The 26,010-nt window shown below is 28.4% G+C and carries 27 protein-coding genes; 4 read left to right on the plus strand and 23 right to left on the minus strand.

Translation table 11 applies throughout. The features are described from left to right. Positions 1-2: 2 nt before the first annotated feature. The 22 genes from rimM to ASKIR_RS08590 form a co-directional block, all read right to left on the minus strand. Positions 3-533: a ribosome maturation factor RimM gene (gene rimM / locus ASKIR_RS08485; protein WP_066160421.1), complete on the minus strand. Its 531-nt coding sequence runs from the start codon at positions 531-533 to the stop codon at positions 3-5. A gap of 3 nt (positions 534-536) precedes the next feature. Next, the gene (locus ASKIR_RS08490) at positions 537-776 is read right to left on the minus strand and encodes a KH domain-containing protein (RefSeq protein WP_066160417.1); all 240 of its coding nucleotides are present in this window, start codon (positions 774-776) and stop codon (positions 537-539) included. 6 nt (positions 777-782) lie between these two features. Next, positions 783-1,010 (minus strand): 30S ribosomal protein S16, encoded by a 228-nt coding sequence (rpsP, locus tag ASKIR_RS08495; protein ID WP_066160414.1) that lies wholly within the window; start codon positions 1,008-1,010, stop codon positions 783-785. Between the two features lie 77 nt (positions 1,011-1,087). Then, positions 1,088-2,440 carry a signal recognition particle protein gene (ffh, locus tag ASKIR_RS08500; RefSeq protein WP_066350361.1) on the minus strand — a complete coding sequence of 451 codons (1,353 nt, stop codon included), beginning with the start codon at positions 2,438-2,440 and terminating at the stop codon, positions 1,088-1,090. 149 nt (positions 2,441-2,589) lie between these two features. Then, entirely contained in the window at positions 2,590-3,342 is a 753-nt protein-coding gene (locus ASKIR_RS08505; RefSeq protein WP_066354943.1) for a pseudouridine synthase family protein, read from the minus strand. Further along, positions 3,333-4,427 carry a lipid IV(A) 3-deoxy-D-manno-octulosonic acid transferase gene (gene waaA / locus ASKIR_RS08510; RefSeq protein ID WP_235657620.1) on the minus strand — a complete coding sequence of 365 codons (1,095 nt, stop codon included), beginning with the start codon at positions 4,425-4,427 and terminating at the stop codon, positions 3,333-3,335. The genes ASKIR_RS08505 and waaA overlap by 10 nt, the downstream gene beginning before the upstream one ends. A 57-nt stretch (positions 4,428-4,484) precedes the next feature. After that, a complete protein-coding gene (locus ASKIR_RS08515; protein ID WP_066350358.1) occupies positions 4,485-5,213 on the minus strand; it encodes a zinc ribbon domain-containing protein in 729 nt (242 codons plus the stop codon). Next, positions 5,206-5,958, minus strand: coding sequence for a Nif3-like dinuclear metal center hexameric protein (locus tag ASKIR_RS08520; RefSeq protein ID WP_066160401.1), 753 nt, complete (start codon positions 5,956-5,958; stop codon positions 5,206-5,208). Before ASKIR_RS08520 ends, ASKIR_RS08515 begins: the two co-directional genes overlap by 8 nt. Positions 5,959-6,092: 134 nt before the next feature. After that, positions 6,093-6,974 carry a glycine--tRNA ligase subunit alpha gene (gene glyQ, locus ASKIR_RS08525; protein WP_066350356.1) on the minus strand — a complete coding sequence of 294 codons (882 nt, stop codon included), beginning with the start codon at positions 6,972-6,974 and terminating at the stop codon, positions 6,093-6,095. Between the two features lies 1 nt (position 6,975). Beyond that, on the minus strand, positions 6,976-7,206 hold the full coding sequence (locus ASKIR_RS08530; protein WP_066350352.1) for a glutaredoxin domain-containing protein: 231 nt from the start codon (positions 7,204-7,206) through the stop codon (positions 6,976-6,978). Further along, on the minus strand, positions 7,207-7,701 hold the full coding sequence (purE, locus tag ASKIR_RS08535) for a 5-(carboxyamino)imidazole ribonucleotide mutase (protein WP_066350349.1): 495 nt from the start codon (positions 7,699-7,701) through the stop codon (positions 7,207-7,209). A 39-nt stretch (positions 7,702-7,740) separates the two neighbouring features. Beyond that, positions 7,741-8,997 carry a glycosyltransferase family 9 protein gene (locus ASKIR_RS08540; protein WP_115588148.1) on the minus strand — a complete coding sequence of 419 codons (1,257 nt, stop codon included), beginning with the start codon at positions 8,995-8,997 and terminating at the stop codon, positions 7,741-7,743. 3 nt (positions 8,998-9,000) lie between these two features. Continuing rightward, the gene (locus ASKIR_RS08545; protein WP_066160386.1) at positions 9,001-10,290 is read right to left on the minus strand and encodes a peptidase U32 family protein; all 1,290 of its coding nucleotides are present in this window, start codon (positions 10,288-10,290) and stop codon (positions 9,001-9,003) included. Positions 10,291-10,388: 98 nt separating this feature from the next. Continuing rightward, the gene (locus ASKIR_RS08550) at positions 10,389-13,277 is read right to left on the minus strand and encodes a methyl-accepting chemotaxis protein (RefSeq protein WP_115588147.1); all 2,889 of its coding nucleotides are present in this window, start codon (positions 13,275-13,277) and stop codon (positions 10,389-10,391) included. A 61-nt stretch (positions 13,278-13,338) separates the two neighbouring features. Further along, positions 13,339-14,871: an AAA family ATPase gene (locus ASKIR_RS08555; RefSeq protein WP_066160193.1), complete on the minus strand. Its 1,533-nt coding sequence runs from the start codon at positions 14,869-14,871 to the stop codon at positions 13,339-13,341. A 2-nt stretch (positions 14,872-14,873) separates the two neighbouring features. Continuing rightward, positions 14,874-15,737: an NAD(+)/NADH kinase gene (locus ASKIR_RS08560; RefSeq protein WP_066350302.1), complete on the minus strand. Its 864-nt coding sequence runs from the start codon at positions 15,735-15,737 to the stop codon at positions 14,874-14,876. Positions 15,738-15,859: 122 nt separating this feature from the next. Then, on the minus strand, positions 15,860-17,968 hold the full coding sequence (gene fusA / locus ASKIR_RS08565) for an elongation factor G (RefSeq protein ID WP_066350304.1): 2,109 nt from the start codon (positions 17,966-17,968) through the stop codon (positions 15,860-15,862). Positions 17,969-17,977: 9 nt separating this feature from the next. Further along, the gene (gene rpsG, locus ASKIR_RS08570; RefSeq protein WP_066350306.1) at positions 17,978-18,445 is read right to left on the minus strand and encodes a 30S ribosomal protein S7; all 468 of its coding nucleotides are present in this window, start codon (positions 18,443-18,445) and stop codon (positions 17,978-17,980) included. A 15-nt stretch (positions 18,446-18,460) separates the two neighbouring features. After that, on the minus strand, positions 18,461-18,841 hold the full coding sequence (gene rpsL / locus ASKIR_RS08575) for a 30S ribosomal protein S12 (protein ID WP_066160183.1): 381 nt from the start codon (positions 18,839-18,841) through the stop codon (positions 18,461-18,463). A 200-nt stretch (positions 18,842-19,041) separates the two neighbouring features. Then, on the minus strand, positions 19,042-19,662 hold the full coding sequence (locus ASKIR_RS08580) for a hypothetical protein (protein ID WP_066350308.1): 621 nt from the start codon (positions 19,660-19,662) through the stop codon (positions 19,042-19,044). After that, positions 19,659-20,855: a glycosyltransferase family protein gene (locus ASKIR_RS08585; protein WP_066350310.1), complete on the minus strand. Its 1,197-nt coding sequence runs from the start codon at positions 20,853-20,855 to the stop codon at positions 19,659-19,661. The genes ASKIR_RS08580 and ASKIR_RS08585 overlap by 4 nt, the downstream gene beginning before the upstream one ends. 3 nt (positions 20,856-20,858) lie before the next feature. After that, positions 20,859-21,428: an anthranilate synthase component II gene (locus ASKIR_RS08590; protein WP_066350312.1), complete on the minus strand. Its 570-nt coding sequence runs from the start codon at positions 21,426-21,428 to the stop codon at positions 20,859-20,861. A gap of 156 nt (positions 21,429-21,584) precedes the next feature. Here ASKIR_RS08590 and ASKIR_RS08595 point away from each other — a divergent pair, with 156 nt between their 5' ends. Genes ASKIR_RS08595 through ASKIR_RS08610 form a run of 4 tightly spaced genes read left to right on the plus strand, consistent with a single transcriptional unit; the run spans position 21,585 to position 25,454 of the window. Next, the gene (locus tag ASKIR_RS08595; RefSeq protein ID WP_066160173.1) at positions 21,585-22,592 is read left to right on the plus strand and encodes a Fe(3+) ABC transporter substrate-binding protein; all 1,008 of its coding nucleotides are present in this window, start codon (positions 21,585-21,587) and stop codon (positions 22,590-22,592) included. Beyond that, positions 22,583-24,154, plus strand: a complete 1,572-nt coding sequence (locus ASKIR_RS08600) for an ABC transporter permease (RefSeq protein ID WP_066160171.1) — start codon at positions 22,583-22,585, stop codon at positions 24,152-24,154. The genes ASKIR_RS08595 and ASKIR_RS08600 overlap by 10 nt, the downstream gene beginning before the upstream one ends. Beyond that, positions 24,151-25,083 (plus strand): ABC transporter ATP-binding protein, encoded by a 933-nt coding sequence (locus tag ASKIR_RS08605; protein ID WP_066160169.1) that lies wholly within the window; start codon positions 24,151-24,153, stop codon positions 25,081-25,083. Before ASKIR_RS08600 ends, ASKIR_RS08605 begins: the two co-directional genes overlap by 4 nt. Before the next feature lie 8 nt (positions 25,084-25,091). Beyond that, a complete protein-coding gene (locus ASKIR_RS08610; protein ID WP_066350313.1) occupies positions 25,092-25,454 on the plus strand; it encodes an ArsC/Spx/MgsR family protein in 363 nt (120 codons plus the stop codon). Positions 25,455-25,463: 9 nt separating this feature from the next. Here ASKIR_RS08610 and ASKIR_RS08615 read toward each other — a convergent pair whose 3' ends face one another. Further along, a complete protein-coding gene (locus ASKIR_RS08615; RefSeq protein ID WP_066350314.1) occupies positions 25,464-26,006 on the minus strand; it encodes a hydrolase in 543 nt (180 codons plus the stop codon). Positions 26,007-26,010: the final 4 nt, after the last annotated feature.

Here is a 26,010-nt window from a genome sequence, read left to right on the forward strand (position 1 = left end):
TTTTAAGAGTTTTCTAAAATATCAAAAGCATTTATAGCAAATATCTTTTTATTTTCAATATCAACTCTTTGAATAAAAGTTTCAAATATATGAGGAATTAAAAAGATTTTTGGAAGACCTTTTTCTACAAGTTGCGAATCTGTTTTAACTTCTAAATAATCATTTAATGGAAATCTGTGAACATCACTTACAACACCTAATTTTAAGCTATCTTCATAAACTTCACATGATATTAAATCAAACCAAAAAAACTCGTTATCTTTTAATTTACAAAACTCTTTAGTCTGCTCGATTGTAGTGTATAACTCTGTATTTGTAAGTTTTTTAGCACTTTCAATATCACTAAAACCTTCAAAAGATACAAGATCTCTATCTTTTAGATACTCTAAGATTGTAAGTTGGAAATTTTTATTTGTTAGAAAAGTTGAGCCTTTTTTAAATTGCTCAGGAAAATCAGAGTCAATAAAAAGTCTTAAATGACCTTTTAATCCTACTGCTTTTCCTAATTTTGCTACATAAACCTTATTATTCATAAACTACTTTGCTACTACTTGGATTTTATAAGATACTCCATCTTTAGCCTTGCAACCATTTGCAATTGTTTTTAGAGCATTTATCATATTTCCATTTTTACCAATTAATTTACCAATATCCAAACTATTTACACTAAGAGTGATTAAAATAAAGTTCTCATCAACTCTCTCTTGAGAAATCTCAACATCTTCTGGAATTGAAACTATTAGTTTTGCATAGTTTTCTATAAAGTTTGTAATCATTTGATACTATTTTGAAGTTAATTTTTTAACTTTTTCTGATGGTTTAGCACCAACACTTAGCCAATAGTTATATCTCTCTTCATCAATTTTGAAAACTTGTGGCTCAACTACTGGATTGTAGTAACCAATTGATTCAATCCATCCTGAATCTCTTCTTTTTCTTGAGTCTGTTACAACTATTCTATAAAATGGTTTTTTGTTTCTTCCCATTCTTGTTAATCTAATCACTGTCATTGTTTTGTCCTTTTTTAAATTTATAGTGTTGAGCTTTAAACTCCAAAAAAGTTTATAGCTCAGCACTATTTTTAATTCTATCTTGGAATTTTTGGCATTCCATTTGGTCCCATTTGAGACAACATATTTGTAAAACCTTTCATTCCACCTTTGTTTGAAAGCTGTTTTGCCATTTTTGAAGCATTTTTAAACTGTTTTAAAATCTTATTTACTTGAACTTCACTTAAACCAGCACCTGCTGAGATTCTTTTTTTTCTACTAGGATTTAGTAAATCTGGATTAACTCTTTCTTTTTGAGTCATTGAACTAATTAAAGCTTTAATTCTAACTATCTCTTTAGAGTTTTCAAAATCCATATCTTTTAAAGCTGGCATCATATTTGATAAGCCTGGAATCATTCCCATAATAGATTTTAAACTTCCAAGTTTACTTAACATTTGAAGCTGTTCTAAAAAGTCATTAAAGTTGAATTCACCTTTTTTTATCTTTCTACTTACCTCTTTTGCTTTTTTCTCATCTATTAAAGTAGCTGTTTTTTCAGCAAGCCCAGCAATATCCCCAAGTCCTAAAAGTCTTGAAACAACTCTATCTGGAATAAAAACTTCCAAATCTGGCATTTTTTCACCAATACCAATAAATCTTAATGGAACTTCTACTTGGTGAGCAATACTAAGTGCAACTCCACCTTTTGTATCACCATCATATTTTGATAATATAACTCCATCAATTCCAATTTTCTCTTTAAATGTAGTTGCTGTTTTTGTTGCATCATGACCTGTCATAGAGTCTGCAACATAAAAAATCTCACTTGGATTTATAGCATCTTTAACATCTTTAAGCTCACTCATAAGCTCATCATCAATAGCAAGTCTTCCAGCTGTATCTATTAAAACAACATCATAATGCTCTTTTTTTGCTTTCTCAACTGCAGCTTGTGCAATTTTTATAGGATTTTTCTCATTATCATCAAAATAGATATCAACATCAATTTGTTTTGCAATCTGTTTTAGCTGCTCAACAGCTGCAAGTCTTTGTAAGTCACAAGCAGCTACTAAAACTTTTTTATTTCTTAGTTTTAAATAGTTTGCTAATTTTCCAGTTGTAGTAGTTTTACCACTTCCTTGAAGACCTGTCATTAAAATTTTTGTAGGAGGAGTTGAAGAGAATACAAAACCTTGATTTCCATTTGCTGTTAAAACTTTTTCAAGCTCTTCTTTTAGAACTTTTATGAAGTTATCTTGTCCAATTCCAATATTTTTTACACCCAACTCAATATTAGCTAATAACTCTTTTGTCGTTTTATGGTGAACATCAGCTTTTAAAAATGCTTTTTTTAGCTCACTAATAGCACGACTTAATGATGCAACATCATCTTGATGTCTTATCTTATTTACAACACCTCGAATTGAGCTAGTTATTGAATCAAACAATTTTACACTCCATAATTTTAATTTTGAGATATTACATCTTTTTTGCTTTATTTTAGATTAAATAAAAGGATTATTTTAAGTAATTTTTTAGATTAGAAAAATAACTAAAGCCCTATTCTATGGACTTTTTACTTTTTTAAACCTTAAAATTAACTAAAATCATACACCTTGAACTCTTTTGGTTCTTTTGATTCGAAAACATAATCAAATATTTTTGTAACTTTTGAGTGAAGCAAAACCCTATTTACATTTGAAGCAGTTCTTCCATATAAACTATCTCCAATAATAGGAAATCCTAAAGCTGCTAAATGAACTCTAATTTGATGAGTTCTTCCACTCTCAATTACCACTTTAACTTTTGATTTATTTCCCTCTACAAGCATTGGAATAAGAGTTGTTTTTGCACTTTTTCCATGTTTGTCTATTTTTGATTTAGCCATTCCTCTATCTTTTGTAGTTAAAATTGGTTTATCAATTACTAACTCTTCGATAACTTTTCCCTCAACAATAGCAACATACTCTTTATAAACTCTATTTTGCGCAAACTCTTTAATAGCTCTTTTTTGAAACTCTTCATTCTTTGCAAAAAGCATAACTCCACTTGTCTCTTTATCTAGTCTATTTAAAAGTATTGCATTTTCAAATTTTCTTGATACCTCATCTGCTGTTAAAAAAGCTGGTTTATCAACTGCTAAAATATCTTTATCTTCAAATATAACTTTTATTTTTGCAATATCTTTTACACTAAATTTAGTATCAACTCTTATCTCACCTCGTGCTATTAAAAGTTTTTTCCCAGAAACTGTTACTAAACCTTTATCAATAAGCTCTTTTGCCTTTGCATTTGAAATTCTCTCTTGCATTGCTAGAAGTTTATATGCTTTATCAAACTCTACTGCCATTTTTCTATCTCCTTAATTATAGGCTCAAACGAACCCTCTTTTGTAAGTTCTGGTTTTAAAAGAGTAGATGCTTTTTCAAGATACTCTTTTAACTCATTTTTTTCTATTAAATAGTAATTTTTAATGCACTCAAAAAGTGATTTTTGATTAAATATATTTTTACCACTTATTATAATATTTCCAAAATATGCTGGTTCTATTGGATTATGACCACCTACATTTGCAAATGCCCCACCAAGAATTGTAATATCCCCAATAGAGTAGATATCATTTAGCATTCCCATTTTATCAATTAAGATAATATCACTTGAAAAATCCTCTTTTAAACTATATTTATGAAAACTTATCTCTTTGTCTTTTATATAATCTTTAATTAACTCTTCAACTTTTAAAAATCTCTCAGGATGTCTTGGAACAACTATTAGTTTTCCATACTCTTTTTTATAAGAGCTCAAAACAAGCTCCTCCTCACCTTCATGTGTACTTGCTGCAACAATTACCTTTGAATTTGGTTTTTTTAAATCTAGCTTTTTTTGTGGAAGTTGTGCTAATTTTATATTTCCAATAACCTCAACATTTTTAGCCCCAAGCTCTTCTAATCTTTTTTTATCAAGTTGACTTTGTGCAAAAACTTTATCTATATTTTCAAAAATTTTTTTATAAAAAAACTTAAATCTTAAATATGATTTATAAGATCTATCTGAAATCCTTGCATTTATAAGTAAAGTTTTTGCACCTTTTCTTTTTGCGCATAAAAATAACATATACCAAAGTTCAGCCTCCATAACAACCAAAACTTTCTGTTTGCTTATCCAAAAAGGAAGGAAAATCTCAAAAGGAAGATATCTTACATTTTGGCTTACTGTTTTTGCCTCTTCAAATCCTGTATTTGTAATAACACTAATATTTGCTTTAGCTTCAAACTCTTCTATTAAAGGTTTTATAGCTTTAACTTCACCCATTGAACATGAGTGAAACCAAATACCACTAAAATCAAACTTTGAATTGTTTTTTAAAAAAAATTTTGCAGGAATTGCATCTTTATACTTATCTTCTCTTTTTTTATATAGTAAATATGGAGTCAATAATATATATGTAATTATTAAAATTAGATTATAAAAAAGGGTAAAGAGGCTCAAGCTTTAAGCCTCTTTTGTAACAGTTTCTTCTTCACCTTTATAAAGAATTCTTCCACAGTGAAGACAGTTTACAATCTCTTCACCTTTTATAACTTCTGCATAAGTTTTGTCGCTTATTTTCATAAAACATCCAAAACAAGCTTGTTGTTTAACAGGAACTACCGCTGTATCTTTTGCCCATCTTTTAATTTTTTCATAAAATGTTAAGATTTTTTTATCAAAATTTCCTAAAAGTTCATTTCTTTTTGCATAAACTACATCTCTATCTTTATTTATTGCTTCAATCTCTTGGTCAACAACAACTTTAATCTCTTCAATATCACTCTCTTCTGCTTTAAGTTTTGCTTGAAGCTCTTTTAAGCTCTCTTCTTTTGCAACTGTTAGTTTATCTAATCTTTCAATCTCTTCATTTGCAAAACTAACCTGCTCTTTTGCAATCTCTTCTTCAAGTTGTAAAGCTTTTAACTCTTTTTCATTTGTTACATCTTTATTTTTTTTAGCAATTTGATCTAGTTTTGTTTTTAACTCTGATAGATGAATATTGTTTTTTGTTCTTTTTGATTTTAGTTCATCAATCTCAAGATACACACTATTTATAGAAGTTTTTAATGCCTCTGCTGTCTCAACAAAAACTGCTAATTTTGCTTTTTGTTGCTCGATTTTTGGGTCAAATTGACTTATGCTTGTATCATATTTTGATAAAGTTACTAAGTCTTGTAAATACTTATTCAACGGTTTCTCCTTTAAAAAACTCAAATGGATTTTTTGAAGCTGTTATTATAGCTTTTAATTTATTTTTTTTCAAATACTGGCTTAACAATTGTTCTAAAAGTATATTAAAACTATTTTCACTCTCATAGTGTCTAATATCTATTAAGGACAAATCTCTTGCTTTTGCTTCCATTGCATCGTGATATTTAATATCACCTGTTATAAAGCAATCTGCTTTAACCTCATCTATTAAACTCATTGCACTTCCTGTACAAATTGCAATAGTTTTAATACTCTCTTTTGTTTTAACATATTTTAAATTTTTTAAATTTAATTTTTTTGATAGATAGTTTAATAACTCATCAAAACTCATATTGATTTCACAATTTGCAATAAACTCATTTTGATTAACTATTTTAAAACCTAAAATCTCTTCAACTACAAATCTATTTAAATGCGTTTTGTCAATATTTGTGTGCATAGAAATTAGTGCAATATCTTTTTTTATCAACTCTTTTAAAATTTTAGTGCTATAAGTATCGTAATTAACTCTTTTTAATCCACTAAAAATCAATGGATGATGAGTTATAACTAAAGAGTTTGGCTTTAAATTTTTTACCAAATCTAAATCTAAATCCATACTTAGATATAAACTTTCAAAACTATCACTCATATTTCCAACAAGAAGTCCTGAGTTATCCCATTTTTCTTGAAACTCAAAAGGAGAAAGCTCATTTAAGTAGTTATAAATATCTTCTATTTTCAATAAATTACTCCTATTGTTCATCTCACAACAATCTAGCTCATTTCATTCGCTACGATTGATACACTTCGTTAGTTCGCACCAGCCTTTTGTGAAAGTTCTTAACTTTCTGCAAAAGGTAAAAAATACTAAAAGAGTTAGCTCCTAACTCTTTCTTGACGCATTTTTTCCTGCTCTTTATACATAACAGCACAAGCTTGTGCAAGTTCTCTCACCTTTAAAATATAGTTTTGTCTCTCTGTAACACTTATTGCTTTTCTTGCATCTAAAGTATTAAAAGCGTGACTTGCTATCATACATTGATCATATGCAGGAAGTGGAAGTTGTGCTTCTAAACAAGATTTGCACTCATTAAATGCCTCTTCAAAATCTCTAAATAGTTTTGTTGTATTTGCTACTTCAAAATTATATTTAGAGAATTGATACTCTGCTTCTTTGTGAACATCTGCATAAGTTGTAATTCCATGCTTATTTTTATTCCAAACAATATCAAAAACAGAATCAACTCCTTGAAGATACATAGCAAGTCTCTCTGTTCCATAAGTAATCTCAACAGCAACAGGATCACAAGGAAGTCCTCCAACTTGTTGAAAATATGTAAATTGTGTAACTTCCATACCATCAAGCCAAACTTCCCATCCAAGTCCCCAAGCTCCTAGAGTTGGTGACTCCCAGTTATCTTCTACAAATCTAATATCGTGCCTGCTTAAATCAAGTCCTAAATACTCTAAAGATTGTAAATATAAATCTTGAATATTTTCTAAACTTGGTTTTATTAATACTTGAAACTGATAGTAACTTCCTAATCTATTTGGATTCTCTCCATATCTTCCATCTGTTGGTCTTCTTGATGGTGCAACATAAGCAACACTCCAAGGAGTTGAATCAAGACTTCTAAGCAGTGTTGCTGGATGAAATGTTCCAGCACCTGCAGCAATATCGTAAGGTTGTACAATATTACACCCCTCTTTTGCCCAGAACTCTTGAAGTTTTAATAACATTTGTGAAAAAGTAAGCATTCTATTTTATTCCTAACTCTTTATTTAATTTCTCTTTATCAAAGCCACAAATCCAACTATTTCCAATTAAAAAAACAGGTGCACCTTGACATCTTTTTTGACAATCATTTAAAGCTTTTTTATTTTTTGTTAAATCTATATGATTATATTTAAGATTTTTGCTCTTTAAGTATACTATAGCTTCTTTACACCATTTACAATTTGGAATAGTAAATAGTGCAATAGGTTTCATTTATAAAATTACTTCTATATCTTTTGAATCACTTTCAACTAATTTAGCTTTTACAACTCTATCTTCTTTTAATTTTGCAGCTAAATCTTTATCATTAATAGCTAAAATTTGCATTGCTAAATAAGCAGCATTAATTGCACCTGCTTTTCCTAAAGCAACAGTAGCAACTGGCATACCAGCTGGCATTTGAACAGTTGAAAGCATAGCATCCATACCATCCATCGCACCACCTTTCATAGGCACTCCAATAATAGGTTTTGTTGTAGTTGCTGCTAATGCACCAGCTAAATGAGCTGCCATTCCAGCTGCAGCAATAAATGCAACTGCACCTTTCTCTTCTGCATCTTTAACATACTCTTTTGTTCTTTCAGGACTTCTATGAGCTGAAGATATAATTAATTCATATTTTACATTAAACTGTTCAAAAGTATCAGCACAATTTTTCATAATATCATAATCAGATTTGCTACCCATAATAATCGAAATAAATCTCATTTTCTTATCCTATTTTTAAAATTTTAGATATACATTATATCAAAAATTTTCTAAGGTTTTTATAATATCTTCTATTTTTAGATTTCGCCACTCTTCAAACTTATTTATAGTTAAAGTATCATTTTCATAAATAAACTTTGATAAATTTTTTGAACTATCTTTTACATAGATTGTTTTAGTGTAGTTATAATATTTTAAACTCTCTTCATAATCTTTAAAAGTTGCTATACAAAGAGTTGGTATCATAAAAGCATCTGCTATATGAAGAGCTGAAGTGTATGCTGTTATTATCTTATCCATAGATGAAACAATATAGATAAAATCTTCTATTGTTTTTGAATATGTTGATAAATCTATATAATTTTCAGATTTTATTTTTGGATCAATTAAAAGTGTTGTTATAATCACATAATCATCTAATTTATCTATTAAACCTTTTAAAATTTCAATAGCAAAATTTTGAGGAATTGATTTATTTATAGTTGCACTATAAGGATGAAAAAGTAATAATTTACCTCTTTTTTTAGCATCAATAATTTTTTGACTTAAACCTTTTGATAATTCAAAATGTTCACAATTAAGTTCACTATATTTTTTAGAACTTGGAATTTTTTTATAATCTATTCCAAACTTATAAAGCCATGCATCTACTATATTTATATCTAATATCTTACTAATATCTACACTATTATCAACAAAATAGTCATACTTACAAATAGTTTTACTATTTATTGCAAGTGGATATACTCCATTTATATATTTTTGAGTTTCATAAATACTTTTATCTCTTTTATAATAACTATTATTTGAAGCTTTTATAAAAATATCAAGTTCAACTTTTGAGTATATATTTTTTAACTCTTCATAAAAAATTCTAAGTGCTGCCATAGAGCTAATCATATCGCTAATTGTAGAGCCTAAACTTCCAATAAGAGCAACTTTAACAATTGGTTTGTGAAAACTATTAAGACTATATAAAAGCGAACTAGGTTTTATATCAAAAAAAATATTATCTTTGAACTCTTCTTTTGTTTTATACTCATTTTCAAAGCTAATCCCAATTTCAGTTGGAAAATTTGGATTAGTTTTTACACTCTTTTCATTTAAAATCTTAGCAAGATATCTATTTTTATCAACTTTTGAAAAAATATCTTGTAAATCTTTAAAATCATCATATGTTGTAATATAAACCGTCTCATTTTCTAAACCAACTGGTGCTTTAAATCTATCATATTTTAGTATTGTACCATCTGTTATTTTTATATTTATACTATTTGTAACTCTAAAAAAAACCATATCTTATTCTATATTACTATCAATATTTTCTACTCTAAACATTGTTAAATAGGGTAATTTGCATGGAAGTTTTATTTTATTTACATTTCCACTATGAACGCTTTCAAGCTCTTTATTATCTTGTGTTAAAATCTTTTTAAAATTTATATAATATAGTCCATTCTCTTTTTTAAACACTTTTCCAATCTCATTTTCACACTCATGTAGAACTGTGTTATGTGGAGTGAAAATTTCAATATCTTCATTTGGATAAACTTTATACTTGCAATAAAAATGCTCTTCATCTTCAGATACTAAACCTGTTACTTCAAATGAGCCTTTACTTAAAGCATAATCGTGATTTTGAGAATCTAGTTTTTCAAATGGCTTATGAATTAAATAAGCATCTGTAAACCCTCTATTTTTAGTTGTATGCAACTCTTTTTGATATTTTGAAGCATCAAATTTATTTTCATAATAGTCATCAATAGCTTCTCTATAAGCTTTTGCAGTTACTGCTGCATAGTATGGAGATTTTGTTCTTCCCTCTATTTTCAAACTATCCACAGCACCACTATCAAGTATCTCTTTAATATGAGATGCAAGGTTCATATCTTTTGAGTTAAAAATATATGTTCCAACACCAGGTTCTTCTTCAAGTCTAAACAAGCTTCCATGCTCATCATTTCCAGCATAAAGTGTATATTCAAATCTACAATCATTTGCACAACTTCCACGATTTGGAACTCTTCCCATTTGAACAGCACTAATTAAACATCTTCCACTATATGCAAAACACATAGAACCATGAACAAATATCTCTATCTCCATATCTGGAAGATGTTTTTTAATCTCTATTACATCTTTTAAAGATATCTCTCTTGCTACAACAATTCTTTTAACTCCCATATCCCAAAAAACTTGAGCATCAAGATAGTTTAAAACATTTGCTTGAGTTGAAAGATGTATATCAATCTGGGGAGCAATCTCTCTACAAAGTCTTACAACTCCTGGAGCTGCAACTATAAAACCATCTGGTTTCAGTGCAGCCATAGAGGCTATATGTTTTTTTAATAACTCAATTTGAGCATTAAAAGGAAAACCATTTATTGTTGCATAAACTTTTTTCCCTCGCTCATGTGCATAATCAATTCCCTCTTTAAATGTCTCAAATGTAAACTCTTTACTAGCTCTAATTCTTAAACTAAAGTGGCTAACTCCACCATAAACAGCATCAGCACCATAATTTATTGCAATTTTTAATTTTTCTAAATTTCCAGCAGGTGAGAGCAACTCAACTTTTTGCTTACTCATAAAATTCCTTTGATTTTTTATATAATAAAATATTTAAATTTTTAGGGGATTGTATCTTTTTTTTGATAAATCTTAAGTTTTGCGACAAGCAAAGAGCTTTAGAAGCTCTCCCACTCATCATCAGATTTTGAAGCTTTAAACTCTTGTTTTGGTTTTTGCTCTAAGATTTTTACATCTTTAGCCTTTGTTACTATCTCTTTTGGTTTATTTGTCTCAGGTTTTGTTGTCTCTATATTTGAATTAACTTTTTTAGATATATTATCAATTTTAACTTGATCAAGTGATTTAAATACTTTAAAAATTGATGTATCAAGTTGTTTTGATAACTCTTTTAATCTACTCTTATCAGAGTTCTTTTTACAATCCTCATTAATATACTCTTGAACACTTGTATGAACAAGTTCATGATACTCTTTTAAAGTTTTCCAATTTTGATTTTTAGTAAATACTAAACCATTTTTTTCTTGCTCTATAATCCATTTTCCTAAGTCACACTCTGTTGGTTTTGTTACACTCCAAGCAGTTTTTCCTTGACCAATTTTATCAAAGTTTGTAAGCTTAAATTTTACATGGTCATTTTTTAGTTTTGAAACTTTAAATACTAAATCTATATCTTCAATAATATTAGGATCTACTTGTTTAAATTTAGCTCTATCTGCTATTTTTAATAGATTGCTTGATAAACTTGATGCTTCACTTGCAAGATTACTTATAACTCTTGAAGAGCTAGCATTTACTTGAGTTACTCTATCAAGAACATTAATAGTATCATTTATTTGAAGTATTCCTATCTCTTCCTCTTTTGTACCTCTTGATACATCTTCTATTAAAACAATAGTCTCATCAATTCTTTTATTTAACTCTGTATAGCCAATTTTCATACTATTTGCTATCTCTTTACCTTCATTTGCTTTTGAAGTTGCTATTTCAACAATATTTTTAATCTCTCTTGCAGCTTCTGCACTTCTATTTGCAAGATTTCGCACCTCTTGAGCAACAACAGCAAACCCTTTTCCAGCTTCTCCAGCAGTTGCTGCTTCAACTGCTGCGTTTAGACTTAAGATATTTGTTTGGAATGCTATTTGATCAATTACCTCAATAGCTTCATTTATTGAACTAACCTCTTTATTAATTTGATCCATCGCGTCATTTGTTTTTGAAGCTAAAGTCTCACCTTGCTTTGATGATTTTTGAAGCTCTGAAGCCAAAATTGACATTTGAGAAGTCTTTTGAACACTTTGCTTAATAATAGATGTAATCTCTTCAATAGCAGCAGCTGTTTGCTCTAAACTTGCAGCTTGTTCTGTTGCTGAAGTTGATAACTCTTTTGCAGATTTTGAAAGAACTGCTGTATCATCATTTAATTTTGTTCCAGTTGATACTATCATTGATAAAAATTCAGATACAGTATGACCGATTAATTGAGTACTTGTAGCTAAAGAAGACATAATTCCATTTACTTTTGTAACATCAATTTGTGAGTTACTATCTGAGAAGTTTGAACTACCATATTCAACCAAAGTATTATTTAAAGTATTAAGATTTTGGTTAGTCTTTTCAATCATCTCATTTATAGAGTCTCTTAAACTTTGAATTTGAGGATTTGAAGATGTTTTTTCAATTTTATATACATAAAATCCTTGAGATATTTTTTCAATAACCTCATCAACATTTGCAATTACTTTACCATCTTCTATATATCCATCTTTTAATTTTTGAATATACCCATTAAAACTATCAACAATCTTTCCAATCTCATCATTTGATTTTTTCTTAATTCTATCAGTTTGTTCATTTCCACTTGATATATCATTTATTGCTATATCAAGCTCATCAAGTGGTCTTATAATTGCGTGATTTACTAAATAGCTATATATTAAATTAGCAATAAGCATAATTAACAAAGAGAACCCAATAATACTATATATTATAGAATTTATTTTGCTATTTGCACTAGCTTGCATTAAAGCAATCTCTTCTTCTATATCATCAACATAAGCACCTGTTCCAATTATCCAATCCCAAGGTTCAAACCTTTGAACATATGAAAACTTCTCTTTTGGATCATTTTTCTTATTTGGTTTATCCCAATAATATTTTACAAGTCCACCCTCTTTTTTCTCATTTGTAATTTTTGACATCTCTACAAATAATTTAGTTCCATAAGGGTCTGCATATGTGCTTAAATCTGTTCCATTTAGAGCTGGATTTGTTGGGTGGTGAATCATTTTTGGATGAGAATCATTTATCCAAAAATAGTCATTATTTGCATATCTCATATCAGATATTGTTTTTAAAGCCTCTTCTTGAATTCTAGCTGTAGCATTTTCAACATACTCACCTGTTCCAATAACCCAATTATAAGGAGCAAATAGTTTAACAAAAGAGACTTTTAATTGTGGTTCAGTAAATCCTGGTTTTGGCCAAACATAATCAATAAATCCCTCTTTATCTTTTTTGGCAATAGATGCAAACTCTTTAAAAATCTGCTTTCCTTTTGGATCTTTGTAGTTATACATATCTTTATCATTTAAAGATGGATTTATTGGATGAATTAAAACAACTGCATCCAAATCATTAATCCAAAAATATCCAGTAGAACCATATCTAGTAGAGTTTACAATATTTTTTAATCTCTCTTTTAAAGCACTATCTGATATTGTATTTTTATATTTTTGATACTCACCTTCTAAAATAGTGAACAAAAACATAGTCTGTTTTTTAAGTTCATCTTCTAACTCAAGTTTAACTTTTTCTATATCAGTTCTTGCATGATATGCTTCAACTGTTTTCATAGCTAAAGATACATAATTTTTAAGCTCTTCCTCTTTTTTTGCATAAGCCTCTTTTTTATAGTTTTCAATTCCCTCATTTGAATACTCTTTTATAGAGTAAATAGCAACAAATGCAACTGCAAGTGAAATTATAACTATAGTAAGAATTGATAATATTAAAAGTTTAGCTTTTATTGATATATTATTTATCATCTTATCTCTCCATTTCAACAAATGTTTGATTATACCATTTATTATAAAAATTGTATAAAAATTAAGATTTTATTATATTTTTAGCAAACTCTATTGCTTCATTTGTAACATTTTCACCACTTATCATTCTTGCTATCTCATTTACTCTTTCACTATTATTTAACTCTTTTACAGTTGAAACTCCATTGATTTTTTCAACCAAAAAGTGTTGATTTGCACTTGATGCAAGTTGTATTTGATGTGAAATTGCAAATATTTGATAATTTTTACTTAAACTTATAAGAACATTTGCTATTGCTTCACTCTCTTTTCCACTTAAATTTGCATCTATTTCGTCTAAAAACAAAATTCCATTTTCACCAATATCAAGTTTTGAAATTGCACTTAAAAGTGCAAGTCTTAATCTGTTGTATTCACCAGAACTTATTGTTTGCAAAGATACTTGATTTAACTTAAAATCTATGTAATCAACTCCACTACTATCAAGCTCTTGATTTTTTAAATCAATTTTTGCACTACTTAAATATAAAAATTCTAAATAATAATTTACATCTTTTTCAAGTCTTATTAATCCCTCTTTTCTGTAATCACTCATCTTATTTGCTAAATCTAAAACATAAGTTTGCAAAGATTGATATTTTTTCTCTAAATCACTCTTTTCAAAACTAATATTCATATAACTATCTAGCTCTTTTTGTTTTTGCTCTTTATACTTAAGAGCATCTTCTATTGAACCAAATTTTTTTATTAGATTTGATATTTTCTCAATTCTATCAAGAGTTGATTCAATATCAATATCTTCAAGTTCTCCTAAAGTGTCATTAGATTTTTCTAAAATATTATTTAGCTCATTTATAGCTTCATCAAAAAATGCACTATTTATCTCTAAAATTTCTAAAAGTTCATTAACTCCACTAACATGCTCAAATATTTTTGTAGCTTTTAAACTAGCTTTCTCTATCTTCTCTTTTTTTGCAAGAGCTTTTTTTAGACTATTTAACTCTTCATACTCATTTAATTTTGGATTTATCTCTTCTATTTTTGATATCTCAAATCTTGCAAACTCTTTTAAATCTTCTAACTTTTTCTCATCTTCATTTAATTTATCTAATCTCTTTTTTATCTCAACAAGTTCTTTATAGTTATTTACAAAATCATCTTTAAGTACTTTAAATCCACTAAAATTTTTACTTGCATACCTATCTAGAAAATCTATTAAAACTTCACTTTTAAAATCACTTGTATCTTTTAAACTTAAATATTTAATTATACTATTTGATATCTCACTTAGTGATTTTTTTGATATGCTTTGATTGTTTAGAAAATATCTTGTTTTATCTTTTTTAATACTTTTGAAAACAATATCCTCTTCAAAGTTTATATCAAACTCTTCATTTTTTATTTTTGAATTATTTATATTTAGCTCAGCTAACTCACTTTTTATCTCATTTAATCCAAAAAGTGCTAAAAACTCTTGCATTAAGATAGATTTTCCAGCTCCACTTGGACCTGTAAAGATATTTAATCCACTATTAAACTCTAATTCAAGCTCTTTAAAACTTAAACAATTTTTTATATAAACTCTTGTAATCAAACTTAGTTACCCCATCTTAATTTTTCACTTAAAACTTTAAAAAAGTCTCTTTTTGTTCTATAAAGCATCTTTGCACTCTTTTTTGATATTTTAATATTTACAATCTCATTTTGCTTTAAATCGTACAGATCTTGACCATCAACTATAACAGTCGCTTCATCACTTGGTGTTTTAAACTCAATTTCAAAATCAGCTGGTACAACTATTGGTCGTTGAGTTAGTGAGTGAGCTGCAACTGGAGTTATTATAAATGCATTTGTAAGTGGATAAACAATTGGTCCACCAACAGATAAATTATATGCAGTTGAGCCACTTGGAGTTGATACTATTAAACCATCACCATAATATGTATTAAACTCTTTTTTATCAATTTTTGCTTTTATCTCAAGCATTGAAGATAGATTTTTTCTAGATATTACTATATCGTTAAATGCTATAAATTTTTTATCTCCTATTTGTGCCTCTATCATCATTCTTGGTTCAATTTTATAATCATTTATTAGCAAATCTTCAATAAAACATGGTAAATCTTCCAGTTTTAAATCTGTTAAAAATCCCAAAGTTCCTAAATTTATTCCTAAAACTGGAAGATTATATTTAAAAGATTTTCTAACTACTCCAAGAAGTGTTCCATCTCCTCCAATAGAGATTAAAAAATCAGATTTTTGGCACATTAAATCAAAATCTAATCCATTTTGAGAAATCATTTGTGCACTACTTTTTTCTAAAATCAAATCTATATTTTTGTCCAAAAATAGTTTTTCTACTCTTAAAAAAGCATCTTTTAATTCTGGACTATTTGGTTTAAGAACTACACCAATATTTTCAATTTTTTTTAAGTGTTCGCAACTTTTTTCTAATCTCAATTCATCCAACTTTTTTTAAATTTATATGAAAAATCAATTGTATTAAATATCTCATATAAATCTAATAAAAAAAGGGAATATGCAAAAGCACATCCCCTTTTAGAAAAACTTAATTTTTTAAATTATCCATTTCTTTTTTTGATAATCTCTTCAGATACATTTCTTGGAACCTCTTGGTATGAATCAAACAACATTGAGTATGTTGCTCTACCTTGAGACATAGATCTTAAATCTGTTGAGTAACCAAATAGTTCTGATAATGGAATCATAGCAGTAACAAGTTTGATACCTGCTCTGTCATCCATAGATTGAACTTGTCCTCTTCTTTTATTACAATCTCCAATAACGTCTCCCATGTACTCTTCTGGAGTCTCAATTTCAACTTTCATCATTGGCTCAAGTAAAACAGCACCTGCAGCTGCACTTCTACAACCTTGTTTGAATCCCATTGAAGCAGCTAATTTAAACGCCATTTCAGATGAGTCAACTTCGTGGTAACTTCCATCATAAAGTGTAACTTCAATATCAACCATTGGGTAACCAGCTAAGATACCACCTTGCATTGCTTCAAATGCACCTTTTTCAACAGCTGGAACATACTCTTTTGGTACAACCCCACCTTTAATTTCATTATTGAATTTAAATGTTGGTTCACTTCCAGCAGGAAGAGGTTTAATCTCTAAGTAAACATGTCCATATTGACCTTTACCTCCAGATTGTTTTGCATATTTGTACTCTTGTTTAACAGCATTTCTAATAGTCTCTCTATATGCAACTTGTGGAGCACCAACTTCAGCTTCAACCTTAAACTCTCTTTTCATTCTATCTACAAGAATTTCAAGGTGTAATTCACCCATTCCAGAAATAATAGTTTGACCTGTTTCTTCATCAGTATTTACTCTAAATGATGGATCTTCTTCAGCAAGTTTTCCTAAAGCAATACCCATTTTTTCTTGGTCAGCTTTTGTTTTTGGCTCAACAGCAACACTAATAACTGGATCTGGGAAATCCATTCTCTCTAGAATTACTGGATCTTTTTCGCTTGCTAGTGTATCACCTGTAATTGTATCTTTAAGACCAACAACTGCACCAATTTCTCCAGCATAAAGTTCTTTAACTTCTTCTCTAGAGTTTGCATGCATTTTAAGTAATCTTCCGATTCTCTCTTTTTTCATTTTTGTAGAGTTTAATACATAAGTTCCAGACTCTAAAATTCCTCTATAAACTCTTGTAAATGTTAATTGTCCAACAAATGGGTCAGTCATAATTTTAAATGCTAAAGCTGCAACTTCACCTTTATCAGTTGAAGGAACAATTACAGCTTCACCATCTTGAGTTTCACCTTTAATATCAGCAACCTCTGTTGGAGCTGGTAAATACATAGCAACAGCATCAAGAAGTGGTTGAATACCTTTGTTTTTAAATGATGTTCCACAAACCATAGGAGTAATTTCCATAGCTAAACATCTTTTTTTAATTCCAGCTGTGATTTCCTCTTCAGTTAACTCTTCACCACCAAGGTATTTATCCATTAACTCATCACTTGATTCAGCAGCAGCTTCGATTAGTTTTTCTCTGTATTCAGCAGCTGTATCAACTAAATCAGCAGGAATATCTTCAATTTTATACATCTCACCAGCTTGTGCATCAAGAGTATAAGTATAAGCTTTCATTTTTACTAAATCAACCATTCCTCTAAATTGGTCTTCTGCACCAATTGGAATTTGAAGTGGAACCGGATTTGCTTTTAATCTATCTTTTACTTGATTCATTACACTAAAGAAGTTTGCACCTGTTCTATCCATTTTGTTTACATAGATAATTCTAGGAACTCCATACTTATTTGCTTGTCTCCAAACTGTTTCAGATTGTGGTTGAACCCCACCAACTGAACAAAATACTGCAACAGCACCATCAAGAACCCTCATTGATCTCTCAACTTCAATAGTAAAGTCAACGTGACCTGGAGTGTCAATGATATTTATTTGTAGTTGCTCATTTGTTTTTGGGTGATTCCAAAAACAAGTTGTAGCAGCAGAAGTAATTGTAATACCTCTTTCTTGCTCTTGCTCCATCCAGTCCATTGTTGCTGTACCTTCATGAGTCTCACCAATTTTGTGAGAGATTCCTGTATAAAAAAGAATTCTCTCAGTACTTGTTGTTTTTCCTGCATCAATGTGTGCAGCAATACCAATATTTCTAACTCTATTTAAGGGTACTTTTCTTGCCATATTTAATTCCTACCATCTGTAGTGTGCAAATGCTTTATTAGCCTCTGCCATTCTATGTACATCTTCTTTTTTCTTAAAAGATGCTCCTCTTTCGTTTGCAGCTTCGAATAGTTCGTTTGCAAGTCTTTCTACCATTGTTCTTTCATTTCTTTTTCTTGAAGCATCAATAAGCCATCTTAGTGCTAAAGTTTGTCTTCTTACAGCTCTAACTTCAACAGGAACTTGGTATGTAGCTCCTCCAACTCTTCTACTTCTTACTTCTAAAAGAGGTTTAACATTTTCAATTGCTCTTTCAAAAAGTTCAATACCTTTTTCTTCACCTCTTTTATCAAGGTTTTCAATTGCACCATAAAGGATTTTTTCTGCAACAGATTTTTTACCATCTAGCATAATTGCATTAACAAATTTTGTAATAACTTTACTATTGTAGATAGGATCAGCCATTACTTCTCTAACTGGAGCTTTTCTTCTTCTCATTTTCTATCCTTCTACTTATTTTTTAACTTTTGGTCTTTTTGTACCATATTTAGATCTAGATACAGTTCTGTTATTAACTCCAGCACTATCTAACGCACCTCTTACAATGTGGTATTTAACCCCAGGTAAATCTTTTACTCTTCCCCCTCTTACTAACACAATTGAGTGCTCTTGAAGGTTATGACCCTCTCCACCGATATATGAAATAACTTCAATTCCAGTAGTTAATCTAACTTTTGCAACTTTTCTTAAAGCTGAGTTAGGTTTTTTTGGAGTTGTTGTATATACTCTTGTACATACTCCTCTTCTTTGTGGACATTTTTTTAAAGCTGGTGATTTTGATTTCTCAACCACTTTTTTTCGCTCTTTTCTAATAAGCTGTTGTATAGTAGGCATTTCTTTCCTTTATAATATTTGGTTTGAGTAGCTATAGCCCTACTCATGCTTCTCGTAATTTTCAAAATATATTTGAAACGATACTACCATTCTAGGAAACCTTTGAGTGTTTTCTAAAAAAGTTTTGCATTATATCTAATTGCTCTTAAACTTTACTTTATTAAAATATTCAAAACTAGATATTTTTAAAATATTTTAATCTAAAATCTATTTATAAAACCAGTTTTAGGATAGATTATTATCTCTTTTTCATAATTATTATCTGAAGTAAATTTTATAAAACAAGGTTTTGTTATCTCATATTCATAAGTTTCATTATCAACATTTGATAATTTTGAATATACTCTTCCATCTTCACCAAAAGAGATTTGTCCAAGTGATGTTGTACTATTACAAGATATATCTACACTTTTTACATTGTAGTTTCTTAAAAGTGTAAAAGAGCTATATTTATCATCATCTTTACAAAAATTTGAATTTGTAATATATCTATTTGTTAGTGGATCTTTTAAGGCTTCCTCTTTATTTGTATGCCCTAAAGTATTATTATCAGTATAAATTGAGATATAAACTCCACCACCTTCGTTTTCTCTGCATCTTAAAAATTTCATTGTCCATCTTTGTTTATGCCAAATAGAATTTTCTAAATCCGTTTTATCATCAATTAAAGCTTTATATCTTAAAAAATTAAGATATAACTCTATTTTAGAGACAAATAGATTAAATTTATAAGTTGAATCTTTTATATAAATAGTTGAATAAATTATTGAAAATATAATTAAAATTATAATAAGTTCTAAAATAAAAAATGACTTCTTCATAGTTTTTTAAGGTAAAAAGTCAGCATCTCTTTACCAAAATATGTTATTACAATTTTTTCATCATAATTATAAAATTCATGTGAAGATAAAAAATAATCCTCTTTATCACCAATTTTATAAAATCTTAATCTCAAAGCTAAAACTTTATCACTAGTAACAATATTTTCAACTCCTCTTAATTTTAACTCATTTGCCAACTCTTTTGCAAAATGGTACTCATTTGCAAAGTGTTTTGTTGGTTTATCTAAAATTAGATAAAGTGGTTTATTTACAAAAGTAAACAGAACATTTAGAAATAGAAAAAATAGTACAAAATAGGCAAAAATATTGTAATTTCTTCTAAACTCTTTTAATCTAACTCTATATGCGTGAAAAAATATAACCATCATTGAAGGTACAAAAATTACAACAAATGGAGCAAAATCTTCAATATAAACTTTTTGTCTAAAAGATAATATTATTGACAATACCAATGCTGTAGCACTTATATACCAGATTAAATCAACTTTTTTATTTACAGCTGTTCTATATATTGCATATAAAAAGTATAAAAATAGTATTGGAGAAAAGATAGCTGCATATATTCCAAATGTATCAAGCAAAAACCCTTTTGGAGTCCCTTCAACTGTGAATTCATAAACAAAAAATGAGATAATTGCTAAAGCCAAAGATATAGACATAAGCTTTTTATCACTATCTCTAAATGAGTATAAAAATAGTGCTACAAACAATATAGCAAATGAGTTATCAACTAAGAGTAAAAATGGTAAAAGATAGTATAGATGTTTATTATAAGTTTTATAATAGTAGATATATAAAAGTGTGAAAAATGTAACAACTATTGCACTATTTACAAGAATAGCTGCACTTAAAAGTCCTGGTAGAAACATAAAAATTAAAATTGTAATAAATCTATCTTTTGGTAGCTTAAAGTAATCATCTGTAATTTTATACATTAAAATTACACTTAAAAAATAGAAAATTACAAAAGGAAATCTAAGTGCTAAATCATTTTGTCCAAAAAAAGCTGTAGATATTTTTATTAAAAGCGTTAAAACAGAAAAATTTTCAAAGTAGTTTAGAGCCTCTTTATATGAGATACTTAATACATCATTTACTTGAATAAACATCATATATAAAATAAAAGCTAGAACAATATAAAAAAGAGTGCTATAGGCTACTTTTGAAAACATAATTTAAACCTTTAAAAAATTTTCAAACATCTTATGTCCATATTCGCTTAATATAGATTCAGGATGAAATTGTACTCCAAAAACATTTTTATCTTTAATCTCTAAAGACATAATCTCATCATCATCCAAACTTTTTGAAGTAACTATTATCTCTTCTGGAAGATTTTGTTTTTCAACTATTAAAGAGTGATATCTTGTTTGTGTAAACTCATTTGGTAAACCATCAAATATCTTTGTACCTTTTAATACTTTTATTTTTGAAGTTTTTCCATGCATCAAATTTTTTGCACGAACTACTTTTGCTCCAAAAGCTTGTGCTATTGCTTGATGTCCTAAACATATACCAAAAATTGGTTTTTTGCCACTAAAATATTTTATTACATCTAAACAAACTCCAGCTTCATTTGGAGTAGCTGGTCCTGGAGAGATTATAATTTTACTTGGATTTAACTCTATAATCTGCTCTAAAGTTAACTCATCATTTCTTACTATTTTCAAATCAGCTTTTAGTTCTAAACAGTATTGAACAATATTGTAAGTAAAGCTGTCATAATTATCAATCATTAAAATCATAAATTTATTTTCCTATTAAAAAATGTGTTATTATACCAATTATTTATAAATTTAAATAAAAAATATCTGATAATCATTCTTAATACTAAGTTACTTCAAAGCTTTGTTACTATAATATTTCGAAATTTCAAAATAGATATAAAAAAAGGAGATAAAATGTTTAAGAAAATAGCGCTAATTTCAATATTTTTTTCATCAATACTTTTTGCTTCAAATGAAGTAAATGTATATTCACAAAGACACTATGATTCAGATAAAAAGATATTTAAAGATTTTGAAAATAAAACAGGAATTAAAGTAAATCTTGTAACTGCAAAAGCTGAAGAGCTTGTTTCAAGACTATCAATTGAGGGTGCAAATAGTCCAGCTGATATTTTAATAACTGCTGATATTGGAAATTTATATTTAGCAAAACAAAGAGGATTAACTCAAAGTGTTAGCTCAAAAACTTTAAATGAAAATATACCAACTCACTTAAGAGATGAAGATGGTAACTGGTTTGCAATTACAAAAAGAGCTAGAATTTTTGTTTATAATCCAAAAAATGTAAATAAAGCAGATTTGGGTGACTATTTTAGTATTACAAAACCACAATTTAAAGGAAAAGTAATAACTAGAACATCAACTCACGCATACAATAAATCTCTTATGGCTTCAATTATTGCTCATCATGGAGAAGAGAAAGCTTTAGAGTTTGCAAAAGGGCTTTCAGATAATTTTGCAAGAAATCCAAAAGGAAGTGATAGAGATCAAATTAGAGCTGTAGCATCTGGTGAAGCTGATATTGCTATTGTAAACTCTTATTATCTTGGAGTTATGGCAAATAGTGAAGATAAAATAGATGCACAAATTGCAAAAGAGTTAGCCATATTTTTCCCAGCTCAAGAGACAACAGGAACTCATATAAATATCTCAGGAGCTAGTATTACAAAATTCTCTCCAAATAAAGATAATGCTATAAAATTAATTGAGTATCTAACAAGTATTGAAGCTCAAGGTGAATTGGCTCAAGGAAATTATGAATATCCTGTAAATCCAAAGGTAAAACCAGCTGGAACAGTTGCTTCTTGGGGAGAGTTTAAAGAGGATACAATTCCTTTAAATGAAGTTGGAAAATATACGCAAGAGGCTGTAGAGATAGCTTCTAAAGGAAGATGGAGATAAAAAGTTTTAAAAAATACTTAGCCCCAATTTTGGGCTTAAGTATATCATTTCCCATTCTTATTTTAATACTTTACTTCTTTATAAATAGCTCTTTTTCTAAAACTTTTTTAGAAGATGGTTATATTTATGAATATAGTAAAAATAGTACCATATTACTTATTGGTACACTTTTTGGTGTACTAATTTTAGGAACAATTACCTCATATTTAAGTGCAAGATTTACATATTTTGGAAGCAAGTTTTTTGCTTTGTGTTTTGTACTTCCTTTAGCATATCCAGCTTATATTTTAGGTTACACTTATGTTGGATTTTTTGAGTACAGAGGAATATTTTCTCAAATATTTGCAAATCCTGCTTTAAAAGTTGATATCTTAAATATGTATGGAGCAATTTTTATATTCTCAATTGCAATGTTTCCATATGTTTATATCATGGCAAGAGTATCTTTTGGCTCTATTTCAAAATCTATTTTTGAACTTGTATCTTTGCAAAAAATAAGTTCTACAAAAGCCTTTTTCAAAATATATCTCCCACTTGCATATCCAGCACTTTTTGGTGGAGCATTACTAGCACTTATGGAAACTTTAAGTGATTATGGAACAGTTTTATATTTTGGAGTTGAGACTTTTAGTGTTGGTATTTTTAAAAGTTGGTTTGGACTTGATGATTTAGTTGGAGCTATAAATGTAGCTATTGTTCTTCTTATTTTTGTATTTTCACTTCTTTTAGTAGAGTACAATATTAGAAAAAAACTTCGTTTTTCAAGCTCAACAAATAGTAGCGAAAAAGTATCAAAAATAGAGCTAAAAGGAAAAGAGAACTTTTTTGCATTTTTAATCTCTTTTATAGTTGCTTTAATTACTCTTTTTATTCCAACATCTATTTTAATTTATTGGGCATTTTTAGATATTTTTACACTTGATTTTACAGCATTTGAGTATCTATTTAATACTTTAAGTTTAAATATAGCTTCAAGTTTGTTTATAATATCTTTAGCATTTTTAATAGTATATTTTTTAAGATTTTTCCCAACAAAAATATCATACGCAACTCATAAATTATCAATGCTAGGTTACTCAATTCCTGGAGCTGTTGTTGCTGTTGGATTGCTTATTATCTCAAATTTTATAGATAGAAGTTTAGGAGTGATGTTTTTTGGTGGCTCATTTATAGTGTTGATTTTTGCATACACTACAAGATATTTTGCAGCAAGTGTTGGAAGTGTTGAAAACGGTTTTAGCAAAATTCCATCATCTATTGATGATGTATCAAGAATATTTTGTGAAAATGAAGCCAAATCAATATTTAAAATCTATCTTCCAATATTAAAACCATATTTATTAAGTGGATTTTTAATTTTATACATAGATATTGCAAAAGAGTTACCAGCAACTTTGATTTTAAGACCATTTAACTTTGATACTTTAGCAGTTAGAATTTATGAATTAGCAAGTAATGAGATGCTTTATAAAACAGGTTTCCCATCACTTATTTTAGTAACCACTACTGCAATTGCAGTTATATTTTTAGCTTATAAACCAAAAAGAAGAAAAACAAAATGAAAAAAATAGTTGAAATAAAAAATTTAAGAAAAATATTTTGCAAAGGTGATATTTGTGTTGCAAATAGCATAAATTTTGATTTATATGAGGGTGAAATATTCACAATTTTAGGAACAAGTGGAAGCGGAAAAACTACTTTTTTAAGAATGTTAGCAGGACTTGAAAAACCTGATAGTGGAGAGATAAAAATAGATGGTAAAGTTGTTTTTGATAATAAAACAAATATAGAACCAAACAAAAGAGAAACTGCAATTGTTTTTCAAAATTATGCTCTGCTACCTCACTTAAATGTAGCTTCAAATATAGTTTTTGGAAGCAATGCTAGTAAAGATGAATTAAAAGAGATTTTAGAAAAAACAAAACTAAAAGGTCATGAAAATAAATATCCACACGAACTAAGTGGTGGTCAGCAACAACGAGTTGCACTTGCACGAGCTTTGATAAACAAACCAAAAATTCTTCTTCTTGATGAGCCTTTAAGCAATATTGACACAGAGCTTAGAAATATTTTAAGAGTTGAGCTAAAAGAGACAATAAAAGAGTTTAACATAACTGCACTATTCATTACTCACGATAAAGAGGATGCCTTTTTCTTATCTGATAGAATTGCTATTATGAATGGTGGTGATATTTTGCAAACTGGAACTTGCAAAGAGCTTTATAATAGACCAGTTGATCTATATTGTGCAAACTTTTTAGGAAAAGTTACAAAGATTGATGAGAACTTATATATAAGACCTGAAAATATAAAAATATCAGATGATGGTGATATTGAAGGTGTTATAAAAGAGATAATTTTTTATGGAAACTTTTATGAAGTTGTTGTTTTTGCAAATAATCAAGAGTTTTTAATACATAGCTTTGATGATACAATTGAAGTTAATCAAAAAGTAAAACTAAAACTTGAAAATAGAGTTATAAGATTTTAGGAGTTTAAATGCAAAAATTAGAGTTATGGCACAATATCTCTTGCTCAAAATCAAATAGTGCAAAAGATTTTTTAGACCAAAATGGTTTTGAAATATCAATAAGAGATTATCTACTAAATCCACCATCAAAAAATGAACTAAAAGAGATTTTAAAAAAATTAAATATCTCCATTTTTGATTTAGTGCGAACAAGAGAAGAGATTTACAAAGATTTAAAACTAGAAAATATAAAAGATGAAGAGAAGCTAATTGAAATTGTTGTACAAAACCCAATCTTAATACAAAGACCAATTTTAGTTGGTAAAAACAAGGCTTTTATAGTACGACCACCACTGAAAATTGAAGATGCATTAAAAGAACTTTGCAAATAATGCAAAGTTCTATTTTATCAAGTTAGATATCGCTTTAAAGTTTGGATTCTTTGAATCTAAAGTTAGCTCAAATAAAATTGATTCATAAGTAGTTGGAATTGCACCTGCTTGAATTAATCTTTTTATTGCCATTTTGTGGTCAAGCTTTGTTCTACTTCCACAACAGTTTGTTACTAAAATAACATTAAATCCATTTTCAAGCAAATCAATACAAGTTTGAAGAACACAGACATGAGTCTCTATTCCAGCAACAACAATATTTTTTTTACCAGATTTTTTAAAAGCATTTAAAATATCACTATTTTGACATCCTGAAAAAGTAGTTTTTTCATAGGCTTCATACTCATTTACAAGCTCTTTTAAAGGCTCTATTGTTTCCCCAATTCCTTTTTTATACTGCTCATTTACAATAATAGGAACATTCAAAGTTTTCATACCCTTTACAAGTATTGGAAGAGTTCTTAAAAGCTCATCTTTGTTTCCAATATGTGGGAAAAGTTTTTCTTGAACATCAACTAAACAAAAAAGTGTATCTTCTAAATTTATTCTCATATTT

This window comes from Aliarcobacter skirrowii CCUG 10374 (genome assembly GCF_003544835.1).
In the GTDB taxonomy this organism is placed as follows: Bacteria; Campylobacterota; Campylobacteria; order Campylobacterales; family Arcobacteraceae; genus Aliarcobacter; species Aliarcobacter skirrowii.